Origin of the sequence: Brenneria corticis (assembly GCF_003115855.1) — a bacterium.
GTDB lineage: Bacteria > Pseudomonadota > Gammaproteobacteria > Enterobacterales > Enterobacteriaceae > Brenneria > Brenneria corticis.
In genome coordinates this window covers 1-17,839 of sequence record NZ_KZ819077.1, presented here as the reverse complement: position 1 = coordinate 17,839, position 17,839 = coordinate 1, and the positions used below count along the sequence as shown (strand labels likewise).

5 protein-coding genes are annotated in these 17,839 nt (G+C 57.5%); all 5 read left to right on the top strand.

Going from position 1 to position 17,839, the window contains the following annotated elements:
* The first annotated feature begins 2 nt into the window (after positions 1 to 2).
* Complete coding sequence (locus tag DDT56_RS09400; RefSeq protein WP_136166197.1) at positions 3 to 212, top strand: hypothetical protein; 210 nt, start codon at positions 3 to 5, stop codon at positions 210 to 212.
* Positions 213 to 312: 100 nt separating this feature from the next.
* Positions 313 to 1,425, top strand: coding sequence for an o-succinylbenzoate synthase (menC, locus tag DDT56_RS09395; protein WP_136166196.1), 1,113 nt, complete (start codon positions 313 to 315; stop codon positions 1,423 to 1,425).
* A 29-nt stretch (positions 1,426 to 1,454) separates the two neighbouring features.
* A complete protein-coding gene (locus DDT56_RS09390) occupies positions 1,455 to 2,276 on the top strand; it encodes a MetQ/NlpA family ABC transporter substrate-binding protein (protein ID WP_136166195.1) in 822 nt (273 codons plus the stop codon).
* Positions 2,277 to 2,500: 224 nt separating this feature from the next.
* Positions 2,501 to 4,165 carry a ShlB/FhaC/HecB family hemolysin secretion/activation protein gene (locus DDT56_RS09385; RefSeq protein ID WP_136166194.1) on the top strand — a complete coding sequence of 555 codons (1,665 nt, stop codon included), beginning with the start codon at positions 2,501 to 2,503 and terminating at the stop codon, positions 4,163 to 4,165.
* Between the two features lie 22 nt (positions 4,166 to 4,187).
* The coding region (locus DDT56_RS09380; RefSeq protein ID WP_136166193.1) for a hemagglutinin repeat-containing protein at positions 4,188 to 17,839 on the top strand (13,652 nt) is incomplete at its 3' end.

Sequence of the window (17,839 nt, the reverse complement as noted above, 5' to 3'; positions counted from 1 at the left end):
GAATGACGGTTGCAAAGTTTGATAGCGATAAAAGCGTGATGGTTGAGGTTTATAGCAGTCCGAACAACAAAGCCATTACCCCCCACGCTGCTGGCAGTATTGGTGCGCGCCAGCTTCGTAAAGCACTTCCGACAATGGTACAAATAATTAAAAAGCAAATTACCGAACTGTTTCTAAAAAACAGAAAGGTAGTTTGCTTTTTTTATCATTGACGCAAAGCTTATTACTATCTGATAGTGAGGAAAGCCAACGCATCTGCAATTGAAGTATGACGGGTAACGCGTCATATTCAGGGCACCAGCAGGATATGTTATGAAAATCGATAAAATTACTTTGCGAAAAATGAAAATGGCCTTAAAAACGCCATTTACCACCAGCTTCGCCACCCAGACCGAAAAATATTTCTCCATTGCCGAAATTCACGCCGCAGGGCAGATCGGGTACGGCGATTGTTCCGCCATCTCCTTGCCGTTTTATAATGAAGAGACCAATGTCACCGCCTGGCATATTATGCGCGATTTTCTTATCCCGATGATTAAACAGGCCGGCGATATCCGGCATCCTTCACAGGTAAGGGATATTTTTTCCCCGGTGAAGCGAAATAACTGCGCCAAGGCGGCAATTGAAGGCGGAATATGGGACGTATACGCCAAGATTAAAGGTATTCCGCTGCACCAGGCCATTGGCGGTCAGAGAAATAAAATTGAGGCCGGGGTCAGCATCGGCATTCAGGAAACGCCGGGTAAACTGGTGAACGTGGTCGATGCTTTTTTGCGGGAAGGCTATAAGCGGATAAAGATAAAAATAAAACCCGGTCAGGATTATGAATATATTCTGGCACTGCGTCAGGCATTTGGCGATATTACGCTGATGGCGGATGCCAATTCGGCTTATACGTTGGATGATATCGACTTATTTAAACGACTCGATAAATTCAATCTTATTATGATTGAGCAACCGTTGGCGCATGACGATATCGTCGATCACCGCAAGCTTCAGGCGGCCATCGCCACCCCAATCTGTCTGGATGAGAGCATCGCGTCGGTTGAAGATGCGCGCAAAGCGATTGAGCTGGGCAGTGCGAAAATTATCAATATCAAGATCGCCCGCGTCGGGGGAATTACCGAAACCATCCAGATTCATGATTACTGCCAGGCGCATGATATTCCGGTGTGGTGCGGCGGTATGTTGGATACGGCGGTGGGGAAAGCGCACAATATCGCCGTGGCTACCTTACCCAATTTTATCTACGCACACGATATTCCGCCATCCTCCCGCTATTGGCACCAGGATTTTATGCTGCCATTGGTGGAAATAGACCAGGACAGCTGCGTGACGGTGCCGGATAAACCTGGTATTGGATTCGAGATTAATCCCCAGCTGTATGAAAAATACTGTTACGGACAGGAAACCTTTTTATTTTAGACACCCAAACAGGACAGACGGTAACCATAATGATATTAAGAAAAGCTATTCCATTACTGCTGGCGCTGGGGATATCTCAGTCTCTGGCGGCTGAACAAACGAAAGAGATCACCATTGGCGTTTCGCCCGGTCCTTATGGCGATATGGTCACCAAAGCGATTAAACCGCAGCTACTGAAAAAAGGGTATGAGGTCAAGGTGCGCGAGTTCAGCGACTATATCCAGCCTAACCTGGCGCTGGCGAATAACAGCATCGACGCCAATCTGTTTCAAAACCGCCGTTATCTGGACCGATTCAGCGCGGATAAGGGATTGAATCTCGCGGAAGTGATTACCGTACCGACCGCCAGCATGGGGTTTTACTCCAATAAAGTCCGCTCGCTGAACGAACTGAAAGCCGGGGATGTGGTTACGCTACCCAACGACCCATCCAATCTGGCCCGTTCGCTGGATTTTCTGCAAAAATACGGCCTGATCAAGATCAACCCGGCAATAACCCCGACCAAGGCGTCTCTGCGGGATATTATCGACAATCCTAAAGGGCTGGTATTCAAACCCTTGGAAGCGGCGCAGTTGCCACGGGCCCTGGGGGGCGTTACCGGTTCATTGATCAACGCCAATTTTGCCATTTCCGCCGGGTTGAACCTGTCTGACGCCATCCAGCTGGATGTATTGCCTGAAGATTTGAAAAACATGGTTGTGGTGCGCGCAGAGGATGCCGATAAGCCTTTTGCCCATGATCTGAAAGCCGCGGTGCAATCGCCGCAGTTTGCCGCATTCTTTGACGATAAAGACTCGATGTTCCATGCCTTTCAGAAACCTGAATGGATGAAAGCCGCGCAGGCAAAATAAAGTTGATAAGCATAGGCGAGGCCGAATGGCCTCGTCGCTTTACCTGAATAAGGTGGCCGGCCGTTCAGCGGAAAGTTAAACTGAAATTATTATTTATTACGCTATTTTATATTGAAATAAATAAAATTGATTATTGTGGAATCATATATTATTTAAAATATTGAGCTTGATAACCAACGCCTCTACTATGCCTGAAAATGTATTGATTCTCAGGGATGAACGCCATGCGTTATTTTTCCAGTCTGCTGTTTATATCGCCGTTGTTATTTTCTTATTGCGTATTTTCGGCCCCGCTTAACCCGGCGGACAGAAATGAAATACAGCAACGGCAGGCGGAAGTTATTGAGCAGGCGAAGCAGCAGCGGGAATCATTATTGCAGTTAAATCAAACGCCGGCACGCAAGGCGGCCCATGATGATGTCGGCAGTGAAAACTGCTTTCCTATCAACGAAATTCAATATCGTCATGCTTCTCTGCTGCAGGCTAAAGATAAAAAAATATTAAATGAAAATTATATTAATCGTTGTATTAATGTTAATAAAATAAATCAACTTATTCATGACGTCAGTAATTGGTATATAGAGCGGGGATATATTACCAGCCGGGCTTTTATCAGCGAGCAGGATTTATCAGACGGCGTGCTGCGGATCGATATCATGGAGGGTCGGCTGGAATATATCCGCATAAATAATCAATCCGCCCGCATGCTAAGCCAGGTATTTCCTGGCCTTGAAGGGGAGATTCTCAATCTGCGGGACATCGAGCAGGGAATGGAGCAGATCAACCGCATGCCCACCCAGCAGGTGAGCATTGAAATTCTGCCGGGAAGCCGGCCGGGGTATTCCATCGTCAACCTGACGCGCCAAAAACAGCTGCCGCTGAGCGTCAGCCTCGGTTTTGACAATAGCGGACAGAAAAGCACCGGAGAGCAGCAGCTAAACGGCAGCCTGTGGGCCGACAATCTGTTGGGTATCGCCGATCAATGGTTTGTCAGCGGCGGGCGCAGCAGCAAATTTTCCTCCGGCCGCAATGCGGAAAATCTGCAAACGGGCGTGTCGTTGCCCTACGGCTACTGGAATCTCAGTTACGACTACGCCAGAAGCGATTACCGCAACGATTTCCTCAACCGGGATTTCCTCTGGCGCTCAACCGGCGACAGCCAGACGCACCGTCTGTCCCTATCCAGGGTGATCTTTCGCAACGGCGAGATGAAAACCAGTCTGTCGGCGGGGATGACCCATCGCATCGGGCATAACTACCTGAATGACGTGTTACTGCAATCCAGCAGCCGAAAACTCAGCAGCGCCATTATCGGCATCAGCCACAGTCAGAAATTGTGGGGCGGGCTGGCCACCTTTAACCCGGCCTACAGCCGGGGCACGCACTGGTTCGGCGCGGAAAGCGATAGCGGAAAATCCGCCGACGCGCCGCGGGCCGAATTTAACAAATTGACGCTGTCGGCGAGCTACTACTTCCCGCTCGCCGCAGGCGTCGGCTACCTCACCAGCCTGTACGGGCAATATTCGCCGCAGGCGTTATACGGCAGCGAGCAGTTGACGCTGGGCGGGGAAAGCTCGGTGCGCGGTTTCAAAGAGCAATATATTTCCGGCAACCGGGGCGGTTACTGGCGCAACGAAGTCAACTGGCAGGCGATGCGGCTCCCGGTGCTGGGCGATGTGACTTTCACCGCGGCGTTGGACGGCGGCCATTTATCGGCTCATCAGCATGACTCGGAATCGGTCGGCACGCTGTGGGGCGCGGCGGTCGGGGCGGCGATTGCCAACCGGCATCTGTCGCAGCAGGTAATGGTCGGCCGGCCGCTGGACTATCCGCGCTGGCTGAAACCCGATGCGCTGTCGGTCTATTACCGCATCGGCCTGTCTTTTTAAGCGTGGAAAGCGGAGGTTAGGGATGAAACCGATTAAAACAACGCAGCGGTTAATGGCCTATACGTTGATTAACCTGATTGCCTTTCAGCCCGTACTGCCGGCGATGGCGGCCGGCGTCAAGGTCGCCGCGGGCAATACCGCGCTGGATAACGCCGGGAACGGCGTGCCGGTGGTGAATATCGCCACGCCGAACGGCGCCGGGATCTCCCATAACCAATATCACGATTTCAACGTCGACAAACAGGGGCTAATCCTTAACAACGGCACCGCCCAGCTTAATCCCACCCAGTTGGGCGGATTGATCCAGAATAACCCCAACCTGACGGGAAAAGCGGCGGATGCCATCATCAACGAAGTTGTGTCGCCCAATCGCAGCACGCTCGCCGGTTACCTTGAGGTCGGGGGAAAACAGGCCAGCGTGATGGTGGCCAATCCTTACGGCATCACCTGTGACGGCTGCGGATTTATCAACACGCCGCAGGTAACGCTGACCACGGGCACGCCCCAATTTGACGCCCAGGGCCGTTTGCAGGCGCTTGAGGTTAAAGGCGGCGATATCACCCTGAACGGCAAAGGTCTGGACGCCAGCCAGAGCGACTATTTAAGCCTGATTTCCCGCACGGCGCAGATTAACGCCGGATTAAACGCCAACGACACCCGCATTGTGCTGGGGGCGAATAACGTCAGCGAGGAGGGCGGCGTTACCGGCAGAGAAGACGCCGCCGGCGCAACCAAGGTGGCGCTGGATACCGGGGCGCTGGGCGGCATGTACAGCAATCGCATCAGGCTGGTATCCAGCGACAAAGGGGTCGGCGTCAACGTCGGTAATCTGAGCGCCCGCAGCGGCGATATCACCCTATCGGCGAACGGCAAACTGAGCGTCGGCGACGCGATCGCCGCGGGCGATATCCGCGCCCAGGGAGAATCACTGGCGTTGCAGGGCAAGCAGCAGGCCGGCGGTGAAATCGCGCTGGGGGCGGATGGCGGAATCGCGCTAACGGACGCCGCGTTACGGGCGGGGCAATCCGTCGCCCTGGCCGCCGGGGGCGAATTAAACGCCACCGGCTCGCGCATCAGCGCCGGCGTCGATGCGCAAGGGGCGGTGACTTCCGGCTATCATCTGACAATAAAAGGTGACGGTGTAACAACAAATAAAACCCAATTGGCCGCGGATAAGGTGGCGGTCAAGGCCGCTGGCGCATTACGCCAGGATGAGCAAAGCGCCATCAAAGCCGATAGCGAATTAACCCTGCACGGCAAGGATATTGCGCTCTCCGGCGCGGCGGACGCGCAGCATATCCGGCTTGAGGCGCAAACGCTGACCGCCGCCGGCAGCGCCCGGTTGCAGGCTAAAGATAGCGCCGTGGTTCGCGCCGCCGAGCAAGGCGACTGGCAGGGCAATCTGACCGCGGGAGAGGACCTGACGCTGGAGGGCGGGCAAATCGTTCAGCGTGGCACCCTGGCCGGGAAAACGCTGAACCTGAAGGTGGATTCGCTGGATAATCAGGGTGATATCGCCTCATTGCAGGGACTGTCATTTGTCGGCGACCAGCTTATTAACGGCGGCTCGCTGGCGGCGGCGGAGCAGCTGACGCTCAAGGCGAACCGCCTTGACAACGCCGGGTTGCTCAGCGCCCGCGGCGAGTTGCGGCTCGAACTGCAAACCCTGCTGAATAATCAGGGAAAAATCCTTACCGAAAATTATCTGGTTATGCTGGCCGACAGCCTGAACAATCATGGCGTCGTGCAGGCGGAAAGTCTGGCGTTGCATAGCGCCGATATCGCCAATCAGGGGGCTATCACGGCGCAGCAAAGTATCGATCTGTACGGCGGTACGATCGATAACCAGGGCGCCATTAATGCCGGTCAGGGGATCGATCTGCACGGCGGCGCCGCGCTTAACGGCGGCACGCTTAGCGCGGGAGGGACGCTGGCCGCCAGTCTGGATACGCGTCTTGATAACAGCGGAGTGCTGCTGGCCGGAAAGGCTTTGGATATCCGCGCCGCGGACGTCATCAATAGCGGTACGCTGACCGCGCCGGACCTACAGCTGCAAAGCGCTTCCCTCGACAACCAGGGGATAATTCAGGCCGAGAATTCGCTGACCGTCGACGCCGGGCAACGGCTGGTACAGCGTGCGGACGGCAAGTTGCTGGCGGGGGATGCGCTGACGCTCACCGCCGCCGATGTGGAAACGGACGGCGAGTTGCAGGCGAAACAGTTTTTACTCAATGCGCAGCGCTGGCTTAACCACGGCAAAACCAGCATCAGCGGCGATGCGCAGGCGACGGCATACTCTCTGGAGAATACCGGCAGCCTGCTGGCGCAGGGAAACTGGCTGCTGTCGGGCCACGATCTCGTCAATCAGGGGATATTGCAGGGCGAGCGGCTGGAGCTGCGCGCCAATAGCATCGTCAATAGCGGCCGAGCCCAATCGCTCAAATCCAGCGTATTACAGGCAGATAACGATCTGATCAATAGCGGGGAGTGGCTCAGCGGCGATGCCTTGCTGCTGACATCCGCTGATATGGATAACTCAGGCAGCCTGCGGGCGCTGACCATACGGGCGCAGAGCGATCGAGTAAACAACAGCGGACAGATCAACGCCATCGACCGTCTCGATTTAACGATTGCCGACCGTCTGAACAATCAGGGAACGCTGTACGCCGATCGGTTGGCCCTCAGCGCGGGTGAGGTAAACCAGCAGGGTACGCTGGAAGGACGCGTGCTGCGGATGGACGCCGGCGAACTGGATAACCAGGGAACGATAGTGGGCGTCGATGCGCTGACATTGGCGATTGGCGACAGGCTGCATAATCAGGGCGAACTGCTTAGTCAGGGCGACATTACGTCCACGGCGCGGCAGATTGATAACCAGGGGGAGTTACAGGGTAACAATATCGCCATCGCCGCCGATAGCCTGAATAACGCGGGCAAGATAAGCGGCGCGGATAGGCTGACGCTGGCGCTGGAGCAGAGTCTGGACAACAGCGGGGATCTGCATAGCGTTCGGCTGCGGATTGATGCCGCCGGGGTGAACAACCGGGGCGGGCTGTTCGGCGTCAGCGATCTGCAACTGAAGCTGCGGGGCGATCTGGATAATGCCGGTACGCTAAGCGGCAAGGCGTTGGACTTGACGGCGCAAAACATCCTCCAGAACGGTCTTCTGGAAGGGAAAAGGCTGGATGTGCACGCCGGAACGCTCGACAATCAGGGCAAAATGCTGGGCGTGGATGCCCTGACGCTGGCGATCGGCGACGGCTTGCACAATAGCGGCGCTTTACTAAGCCAGGGCGACAGTACGGTGACGGCGCAAACCGTCGACAACTACGGTCAGTGGCAGGCCGGAAATATTGCCCTGACCGCCGATAAGGTCAGCAATGCCGGGCAAATTATCGGTATTGCGGCGCTGACGCTGACGGCCAACCAGTCACTGCGCAATCTGCAAAGCGGCAAATTGCTGACGCAGGGCGTCGCCACGCTGCTGGCGGCGGAAGCCCTTAATCAGGGAGAGTGGCAGGCGGGGAGTCTGCTGCTGGCGGCCCAGGGTTTCAGCAACCAGGGCACAATTATTTCCGCTGGCGACACGCAGTTGAGCGCCCGCCAGATTAATAATCAGGGGGTGTTGTCCGGCAGCGGCGCTACGCTGCTGGTGGGCGAGGATATTCGTAATGACGGCGATCTGCTGGCGGCGACCTCACTGTCGGTAGCCGGGAATTATCAGGGCGCGGGGCGGTTACAGACCGACGGCGCGCTAACGCTGCGCGGCGACAGCCTGCGTAACGGCGGGGATTGGCAAGGCGATATCCTCCGGCTACAGGGGCTGACGCTGGATAATCAGGGAACGCTGCTCGGCAATACCATCGACGTCAGCGCCAATAATATGGTGAACGGCGGCGAGATTGCGGCGTTCGACGCATTGCGCTTAACCCTTGACGGTGGTTTGGAAAACCAGGGATCGCTATACGCCGCGGCGCTGACGCTTGACGTCGCCGACCTTTTCAATCAGGGCGATATCGCCGCAGAGAGTCGCCTGACCCTCGATCTGAACAATACCCTGCACAATAGCGGTGATATCTACGGCAATCTGCTGGCGATCAACGCCGCTCAAGCCGCGAATGATGGCACGCTGACCGGCGTCGAAGGGCTGTCGGTCAATCTTGCCGGGGATCTGGTCAATCAGGGCGGTATCGCCAGCCGATTGCTGTCCGTTGAGGCCGACAATCTGACCAACCAGGGCGATATGCAAGGGGTGAATGACCTCCGGCTGGCGTTACAAAACGATCTGCACAACGACGGGCTGATTAGCGGCAGCCAGGCGCTGGAGGTGACGGCGAAAAACATCGATCAGCGCGGGACGCTGGAAGGCCGAACCCTGACTATGCGGGCGGCCAATCTGGCTAATCAGGGCAAAATGCTGGGCGTGGACGCACTGACGGTGACCCTTGATGCCGCCGATGGCGTGCGGTTACTGAATCAGGGCGTACTGCTTTCCGGCGGCGACACTCGGCTTTCCTCCCCGCAAATCGACAATCAGGGCATTATTTCCGGCAGTGGCGCGACGGTGCTGACCAGCGGTGAAACGCGTAACGACGGCGATATTCTGGCGGCGCAATCTCTGTCGCTATACGGCGACTATCAAGGCCAGGGGTCGTTGAATACCGACGGCGCGCTAACGCTGCGCGGCGGTTATCTGCGTAACGCCGGTTACTGGGAAAGCAGAGCCTTGGCATTGGTCGGCGATACCATCGCCAATCAGGGAACCATCGTCGGCACTGTTGCCGACATTATCGCCAAAGATGTCATCAACGACGGCGAGATTACCGCAGTCAACAAACTGACATTCGCGCTTGAGAATTCGTTAAGCAATCAGGGCGCGCTGAACGGCACGCTGCTGGAGGTAAGCGCCGATCGATTAAGCAATAAAGGAGAGATAAACGCCGTTGACGGGCTGAAGCTGGCCGTCAACGACGGTCTGGATAATCAGGGCGCCTTATATGGCGCGGCGTTGACGATTGCCGCCCGCGATCTGGTCAACCACGGCGCTATCACCGGGATCGACAGCCTGAAACTGAATCTTGCGCAGTCGCTGAACAATACCGGGTCGTTGAACAGTAATCTTCTGACGGCGGAAGCGGCGCAAGGGACGAATGACGGGCAAATCATCGGCGTTAACGGCTTATCGCTTTCGTTTAGCGGCGATCTGGATAATAACGGCTTGATTAGCGGCAACAATACGCTAAACGTCGCGGCCGGGCGACTTAACCAGCGCGACACGCTGGAGGGCCGCACGCTGCATTTACAGGCGGATGAGCTGGATAATCAGGGCAAGATGCTGGGCGTGGATGCGCTGACGCTGGCAATCAGCGGCAACGCCCGCAATCAGGGGAAATGGCTGAGCCAGGGCGACAGCACCCTGACGGCGGAGCGGGTGGAGAACCTCGGCGTGTGGCAGGCGGATACCATCGATGCCGCCGCCGCTCTGCTAACCAATAACGGCCAGATCGTCGGCCTTTCAGCGCTGAACCTGACGGTAAACGACGCTTTCAGCAACCAACTGGGCGCGCTGATTTCCGGCGGCGACGGCCGGCTTTCCGCCGGGCGGTTCGATAACCGGGGAACCTGGTCCAGCAGCGGGCAGACAACCCTCAACGGCACGGCTATCCGCAATGACGGCGATATCATCGCCGGCGCCGGACTGTCGCTGAACGGCGAGTATCAGGGCGACGGCCTGCTGTATACCACGGGGCTGTTGGCGCTGCGCGGCAACCGGTTGACCAACACCGGTCGTTGGGAAAGCAGCGCCCTGCAACTGACCGCTGAGTCGTTGGACAATCAGGGCACGATTATCGGCGAACAGGGCCTTGAACTGGATCTGAGCGGGGATCTCACCGTCGGCGCCGACGGACAACTGCTGACCAACGGCGAATTGCTGGCCCAGGCGGCAAGCGTCAGCAATCAGGGATTCTGGCAGGGGAAACTGCTGGCGTTGACCGCCGACGCCTTGCTCAACCACGGCACGCTGGTGGGACAAAATATGCTCCGGCTGGCTTTGCAGCAGAGCTATCAGGGGAATGAGCGTTCGCAGCTGCTCAGCGACGGCAATGCCATCCTGACGGCAAACCGGGTGATGCAGAACGGGGAGGTGGCGGCCGATAATCTGCAACTGAATAGCGAAACGCTGGAGAACGCCGGCCGCCTGCTGGGGCTGAATCATCTGCAGATAACCAGCCGGGAAGCGCTGACCAACCGGGAGGGCGGCGAAATACTCACCAATGGCGACGCGGTGATTAACAGCGCCCGGTTCAGCAACGGCGGCGCGCTGCTGGCCGGCGATCTGCGACTTAGCGCCGGACGGGTAGAAAATCAGGGCGAGATCTTCTCTCAGGGAACGGCAGCCTTAAGCGGCACGGCCTTTGATAACGGCGGAACCGTCACCGGCATCGGCGGCCTTGACCTGCAATTCACCGATTCGCTGCTTAACCGATCGTCGGGCCGTTTATTGAGCGGCGGCGTCGGCGCCATTAACACCGATAGGTTAATCAATCAGGGACTGTGGCAGTCTGACGACCTGCGGCTTATCGCCCGCGAGCTGGATAATCAGGGGCGGATGCTGGGGATTACGCAGGCCGCGCTGCAACTGAGCGGCGACTACCGGGGCGCGGCCGATAGCCAGTTGGTCAGCGGCGGCGCGCTAAGCGTTCAGGCGGGAGATATCGATAATCAGGGCGCCATCAATGCCGCCGACCTGACGCTGCGCGGCGCTAACGGGCTAAATAATAACGGCGTGCTGCAGGGATCAACATCATTACGGCTTGAGAGCGCCGGGCAACTGAGCAACCAACAGGCCGGGCAGATTTTGTCGGACGGCACGACGACGCTGCAAGCTGCCGCGCTGGATAATGCGGGCTGGTTGCAGGGACGGAATCTGGACGTGCAAGCGCAGCAGTTTAGCCAGCAGGGCAGCCTGATTGCCCAGGATAAGCTGACGTTGCGTATTCCGCAGTGGGTGAATCACGGCCTGATTCAGGCGCAACGGGCGGAAATTATCGCCGATGTGCTGGAAAATCAGGGAACCTTGCTCGGTTTAACCCAGCTAGCGCTGCAAACCCAGCGGCTGATCAATCAGGCCGGCGGCAAGATCTACAGCGCGCAGGATCTAAGCCTTAAAACCGCCGAACTGCAACAGGACGGGCAACTGCTGGCGTTGGGCAATCTGACGGCCGATATCAGCGGGCCGCTGGCGTTTACCCAGATATTGGCGGCCGGGAAAAGATTAACGCTAAATGTCGCCGGCGATCTCGATCAGCGCGGCACGCTTCAGGGGCAATCGGTGGCGCTTACCAGCACCGGCTCGCTGACCAATCAGGGCGCTATTCTGGCCGGTGACGGCGATTCCACGATTAGCGCGCAAAATATTATTCAGCAGGAAGCGGGCAGTATTCAGGCGGGCGGCAACTTATCCCTGGCAAGTGAAAAAAATATTGATAATCAGGGGTTGATTGGCGCCGCCGGTGATTTATTGATGCAGGCGGGCTCAGCATTGAATAACACCAGCCTGCTGTATGCCGGCGGCAATATGCGGCTGTTTTCTGATTCGCTCAGCAATATATTCGGCAATATTCTGGCGGGTAATAACCTGTGGATTCAGCGTGATGTTCAGGGCAATGCCAGCGCCGCGGTATTAAATAGCTCCGGCGCCATCGAAACGCAGTCCGGAGATATTAATATTGTTACCGAATCCTTGACCAATCAGCGTGAGGGGTTGGTGGTGACGGAGACGGAATTGGCGGCGGAGTCTGTACCGGATTGGGTTGGGGCGACGACGGCTAACATCCCGATTGATCGTTTTGAGACAGGTAGTTATGGTGTAATTTCCGATGTTGAATGCCGTGGCGGCGGCGGTGAGAATGGGCGTGGTGAAACATGTTACAGGACTTACAAAGTTTATGGTCCGAAAGAGCATCAGGTTATGCTCGCTAGTAAAGACATCAAGATCGTAACTCAAGGTGATACAGCAAGCATTATATCAGGGCGTTCGATTGCAATATTGGCACAAATACTCAATAACGATGCGTCCAATGTATTGGCACAAGATAATATCTTATTAGTGGGTGATAGGTTTAACAATCAAACCTATCAAGAGGGAAAAATAAATGAATATCTTACCTATGAGTATGTTACTGATAGCCAAAGAGCGAGTCGTTTAAATGAAAGTATTAACTATCTAACTTATAAACTATCAGGCACCCCAACCTACGAACAAACCGTCGGCGAAAGCTACAACGCCCTGATTCAGGCGGGCGGCACTATTACTGCCGACTTTAAAGAAGATATCAGCAATACCACGCTGCAACCGGGTAGCGGAGGGTTTATTCCCGGCACGGTAACGCCGGTATTAGCCTCCACGCAGACGCTGTCACCATTGCAAAAACAAACCACGCGCCAACTGGCGGGCAACGGTGCGTCGCTCGTTGAGCTAAATAACGCCCCGGAGGCGGCGGACAACGCCGTAGGCGCGACGGCTAAAAACGTCTCTCTAAGCCAGGTGACGTCGAGTGCGCCGGCGGAGGGAACGGCAACGCTGGAAAACGCCCAACGGCAGGCGCTAACCAAAAATGATGCCCTGGTGTTGCAACAGCCGGGACAGACTAATCCCGCCGAAACGGAAATCGCGTTAAGCAACAATGGTCAAATTTCGCCGCAACAGCCCGGCCCGTCGATTGATCGACCCGCACAGACAAATATCGAGCAGCCACAGGCGGTTGCGTTAAATCCGCTGGATGCCGCCGTCGGTACTGTGGCCGCCCCGGAAACACCGCAGCTCGCCGCGGATGCCGCGGCGACGCCCATCAACGTTGAGTCGTCGGCGCCGTTTAGCCAGCTCTCGGCGGCGGAGCTGTTAAGCTCGATCGGTAACGGTCTGCAAGCGTTAAGCTCTAACCCGCTGGCGGACTATCCGCTGCCTACGGGCAACAACGGGCTGCTGGTGGTCGATCCGGCCAGCGACAGCCGCTATCTGATTCACAGCAATCCGCAGTTGGAACAACTGGGGCAGGTGGATAACGCGCTGTTCAGCGACCTGCAAAATATGCTGGGTCAACAGCCGTCCACCGCGGCGCAGATTGAAACCAGCGCCCAGTGGACGCAGGCGGACCAGGTGCTGGGTTCCGCCTATCTGCTGGATAAGCTGAATCTGGATGCCGACCACGATTACCGCTTTCTGGGGGACGCCGCATTCGATACCCGCTATATCAGCAACGCGGTATTGAGCCAGAGCGGGAAGCGCTATCTTGAGGGCACGGGCTCCGATTTGTCGCAAATGCAGATGCTGCTGGATAACGCCGCCGCGGCGCAAAAGGGGCTGGATCTGCAATTGGGCGTCAGCCTGACGGCGGATCAGGTGGCCAACCTCAGTCAGAGCATCGTCTGGTGGGAAAATATCGAGGTTAACGGGCAAACCGTGCTGGCGCCGAAGCTGTATCTGGCGCAGGCCGACCAGAACAACCTGCAGGGCAGCGCCATCGTCGCCAATCAGGTGCAGTTGAACGCGGGCGGCAGCGTCACCAACAGCGGTACGATTAACGCGGTGGAATTACTGGCCATCGCCAGCGGCGATAAGATCGATAACCAGGAAGGAGGGCTGCTCAAGGCGGACGGCAGTCTGAACCTGGTGGCCTTAAACAATATCACCAACAGCGGCAGCCGTATTGAAGGCGGCTCGCTGCAGCTGGCCAGCATTAACGGCGATGTGATCAATAAAACCGAATCGCGCCAGTGGCAGAGCGCTTCGGATGGATTGTCCCACGCCGGTACGGGATCCATTACCTATAGCGAACTGGGCGTCACGGCGGCGATCGTCGCCGACGATAGCCTGACCATCAGCGCCGGCAACGATGTGCGCAACCTGGCGGCCACGCTGAGCGCCGGGCAGGATATGACGCTGAATGCCGGCAACAATATCGCCATTGAAGCGCTGACGTTAACCAATAACCGGCTGGATCAGGGCCGGATAAATCAGTCGTCGCTCAATACGGCGGTTCAGGGCAGCACCCTGAATGCGGGCGGTGCCTTGCAGGCCAACGCCGGCAACGATATCCGTATTGACGCCGGCGATCTCAGCGGGGAAACGGGATTATCGCTGGCGGCGGGCAATGATATTCAGCTGACGGCACAGCAAACCCTTGAGGAGACGCTGAGCCGCAACGGCGGCGGCACGACCCAACGCCGTACTCAGGAGATCGCCGCCACTCAGTTACTCAGCGGCGGCGATCTCAGCCTGACCGCCGGGCGGGATATCCTCTCCGAAGCCGCCAGCCTGACCGCCACAGGTAATGCCGCGCTCACCGCCGGCCGCGATCTCGACCTGTTGGCGGAGACCGAGGAAAGCTACAGCGGCAACTGGTGGAAGCGTCATGCCGACTGGCAGCAAAGCATCAGCCAGCAAAGCAGCGAAATCACCGCCGGCGAGGGGCTGACCCTGCAGGCCGGAAATGATATCAATCTTCAGGCGGCGCAGGGCGTTGCCGACGGCGCACTGACGGTGCAGGCGGGCAACGATATCAATCTGCTGTCCGCCACGGAAACGCAGCACACCTTCTTTGAAGAAACCAAAATCAAGAAGAAAACCTTTTCGAAAACGGTGACGCATACCATTCGGGATAATTTCAGTACCGAGGAAAAAGGCAGCCTGCTGTCGGGCGACAGCGTGGTGTTGCAGGCCGATCATGACATCAATGTAAAAGGCTCCGCCATCGCCGGCAATGAACTTGTTGCGCTTAAGGCCGGTAATGATATCGACGCCACGGCGAGTATCGAAGAGCGGCGGGACTATGAGAAACAGACCAAGAAAAAATCCGGCCTGATGAGCGGCGGCGGGCTGGGTTTTACTATCGGCAAGCAATCCAGCACGGCGGAATACAACGGCGTTGAAACGCGCCAGAGCGAGGCCCGCAGCCTGATTGGCGCCGAGGATGGCAATGTGGTTATCCAGGCCGGGCAAAACGTCTCCCTTACCGGCAGCGACGTTATCGCCGCGCGCACCACGCAGAGCGACGATAGCGAACGCGGAAATATCGCTATTCTCGCCGAAAACATCGCCATTGCCCCGGGACAGGATACCCTCGATATCACCACCCGCTTTGAAAGCAAAAGCAGCGGTATCAGTATCGCTCTGAAAGGCACGCCGTATGACAGCTATCAGAATATGCGCGATATCGCTCAAACGGACGGGGCGACGTCGCGCGTCCGGCTGTTGATCGGCGAAACGGCGGCGATGATCTTCGATGCGCCGCAAATTGCGGTGTCGGTGGGCAGTTCGTCCAGCAAAAGCTCGCAGCACACGCAGGGCGTTTATCAAATCGGCAGCGCCTTGACGGCGGCGGGAAACATTCAGTTGCAGGCCACCGGAGACGGTCAGCTTGATGAGCAAGGGAAAGCCCGCTCCGGCGACATTCTCGTCGCCGGCAGCGCGGTTGATGGCGGTGAAGACGTTCTGCTCAATGCGACGCGCGGCATCGCTCTGCAAAGCGTCAGCAACACCGAGCATACCACTCAACAAAACTCCAGCAGCGGTTGGTCCTTTAGCGACGCCATTGCGGGTATAGGTACGTCTATCCGCCATATCGGCGGCGGGCCGAATCACGGTGCCGGCATGATCCCGCTGGCCAGCGAGCAAACGCGGGAAACGCAGCAGGCCGACACCCTGGCTCAGACGGTCAGCACCGTCAGCGGGCGGACGGTGACGCTGAACAGCCAGGACGGGGACATTCTTGTGGCGGGGAGCGCCGTAAACGGCGTCAACGATGTCCTGCTGCAGGCCGGCAACGGTAATGTGGTGATTAATGCCGGACAAAACAACGCCCGTAACGAAACCACCGGCAGCAGCAAAACCATTGGCGACCTGGGCGGGGATGGCTACAGCGGAACGGTGGGCTGGCAGTCGACCAAATACCATGCGCTGGATGAAGTGAATCAGCAAAGTGCGGTACGAAGCCATCTACAAAGCAATGAAGGCAACGTCAGCGTGGCGGCAAAAGAGGATGTGACCATAGCGGGAACCGATCTGCGCGCCGGTGAGTCGCTATCTCTGACCGGCCGCAATATCACGCTGGATCCGGCGGTGGATACCGAACTCCGCCTGCGCGAGCAGCAAAGCAGCCAGTATGGCGTCACCACCGCGCTGTCGGGTTACGTGGTAAGCGCCGTACAGGCGGTGGAGAAGTTATCGCAATCGGTGGAGGATAAACGCGATCCGCGGCTGAGTGCGATTTACGCCGCGCAGTCTGCGCTCACCATGGCGACGCAGACCACCGTAACCGATATGAACAGCGCCGCCGTCAAGGTAACCGTGAGCGTGGGCGGCGGCTCAAGTCGCAGCAGTCAGCGGAAAGAGGCGGTGACGCAGGAAGGCAGCACCCTGTATGCCGGAGAAGAGATCCGTCTGGCGGCGGAGCGGGATATCACCGCCGTCGGCGCGGATATTCGAGCCCGCAATATCGAACTGAACGCCGGCGACAATCTGAATCTGGTTGCTGCGCAAAATGAAGAATCCATAACCGGAAGCAGCAGCGGCAGCCGGGCGGGCGTCGGGGTCGGTTTCGGCCTTGGGGGGCAACAAAACGGCTTTACGGTGGAATTATCCGCCAGCGCTCAACAAGATAAAGAGAACGGTAATAATCTGACGCATCAGTTAACGCAGGTGCATGCGACGGAGCAGGTGAAGCTGGTCAGCGGCGCCGATACGCTGCTTAACGGCGCGGTGGTTTCCGGTCAGCGCGTAGCGGCGGACGTTGGTGGAGATCTGCTTATCAGCAGCACGCAGGATAAAGCGACCTACGACAGCAAAAATAGCAGCGCGGGGCTGAACGTCAGTATCTGCGTGCCGCCGATTTGCGCCGGTCAGACGGTGGCCGGGAACGCCAATCTGAGTCAGCAGATACTGAACAATAACTATGCGTCGGTGCGCGAACAGAGCGGTATTCGGGCGGGAGACGGCGGGTTCGATATCCGGGTCGGCAACCATACGCAGCTGGACGGCGCGGTACTGGCCTCTGAGGCGGACGCGGATAAAAACCGCCTCAGCACCGCAACGCTGGGCTGGCGGGATATCGCCAATATATCCGACTACCAGGGTAGCGGTTTCAGTATCGGCGTATCGACCGACAGTATGCCGGTCAGCAGTCTGGCGCAGAATAAAGACCGGCAGAGCGGCATCACGCAATCGGCGGTGGCGCCGGCGGTGATTGAGATACGCGACGGTAGCGCACAGCGGCAGGATATCGCGCAGCTTAGCCGCGATACGGCCGGGGCGAACGACAGCGTAAATGACGGCTTTGACCGGCAGAAGGTTGAAGACAAACTGGCGATCCAGCAAGAAGCGACGGCGCTGGGCGCACAGGCGCTGGACGCTTACAAGACGTATAAGAAAAGCGAGGCCGTGGCGCAGGCCAGGACGCGCCTGACGCAGGAAGGCGTGAGCGCCGACGAGATAGAGGCGCGGATACAAAGCAGCGAAGAGGTGCAGGCGGTCGAGCGTGAGTATGGCGCAGGCAGTGAGTTCTGGACCGCGGGAACGGCCCTGACGGCGGTGCTGGCGGGAGGGCTTGGCGGTAACGCAACCGGCATGGTGACGGGAGCGGCGGCGCCGTATCTGGCGGGGCTGGTGAAGGAGGT

What these genes read in the sequence shown, in the direction of transcription:
- DDT56_RS09390 (WP_136166195.1), top strand. Translation starts at nt 1,455, where the DNA reads ATGATATTAAGAAAAGCTATTCCATTACTGCTGGCGCTGGGGATATCT.
- DDT56_RS09400 (WP_136166197.1), top strand. Translation starts at nt 3, where the DNA reads ATGACGGTTGCAAAGTTTGATAGCGATAAAAGCGTGATGGTTGAGGTT.
- DDT56_RS09385 (WP_136166194.1), top strand. Translation starts at nt 2,501, where the DNA reads ATGCGTTATTTTTCCAGTCTGCTGTTTATATCGCCGTTGTTATTTTCT.
- menC (WP_136166196.1), top strand. Translation starts at nt 313, where the DNA reads ATGAAAATCGATAAAATTACTTTGCGAAAAATGAAAATGGCCTTAAAA.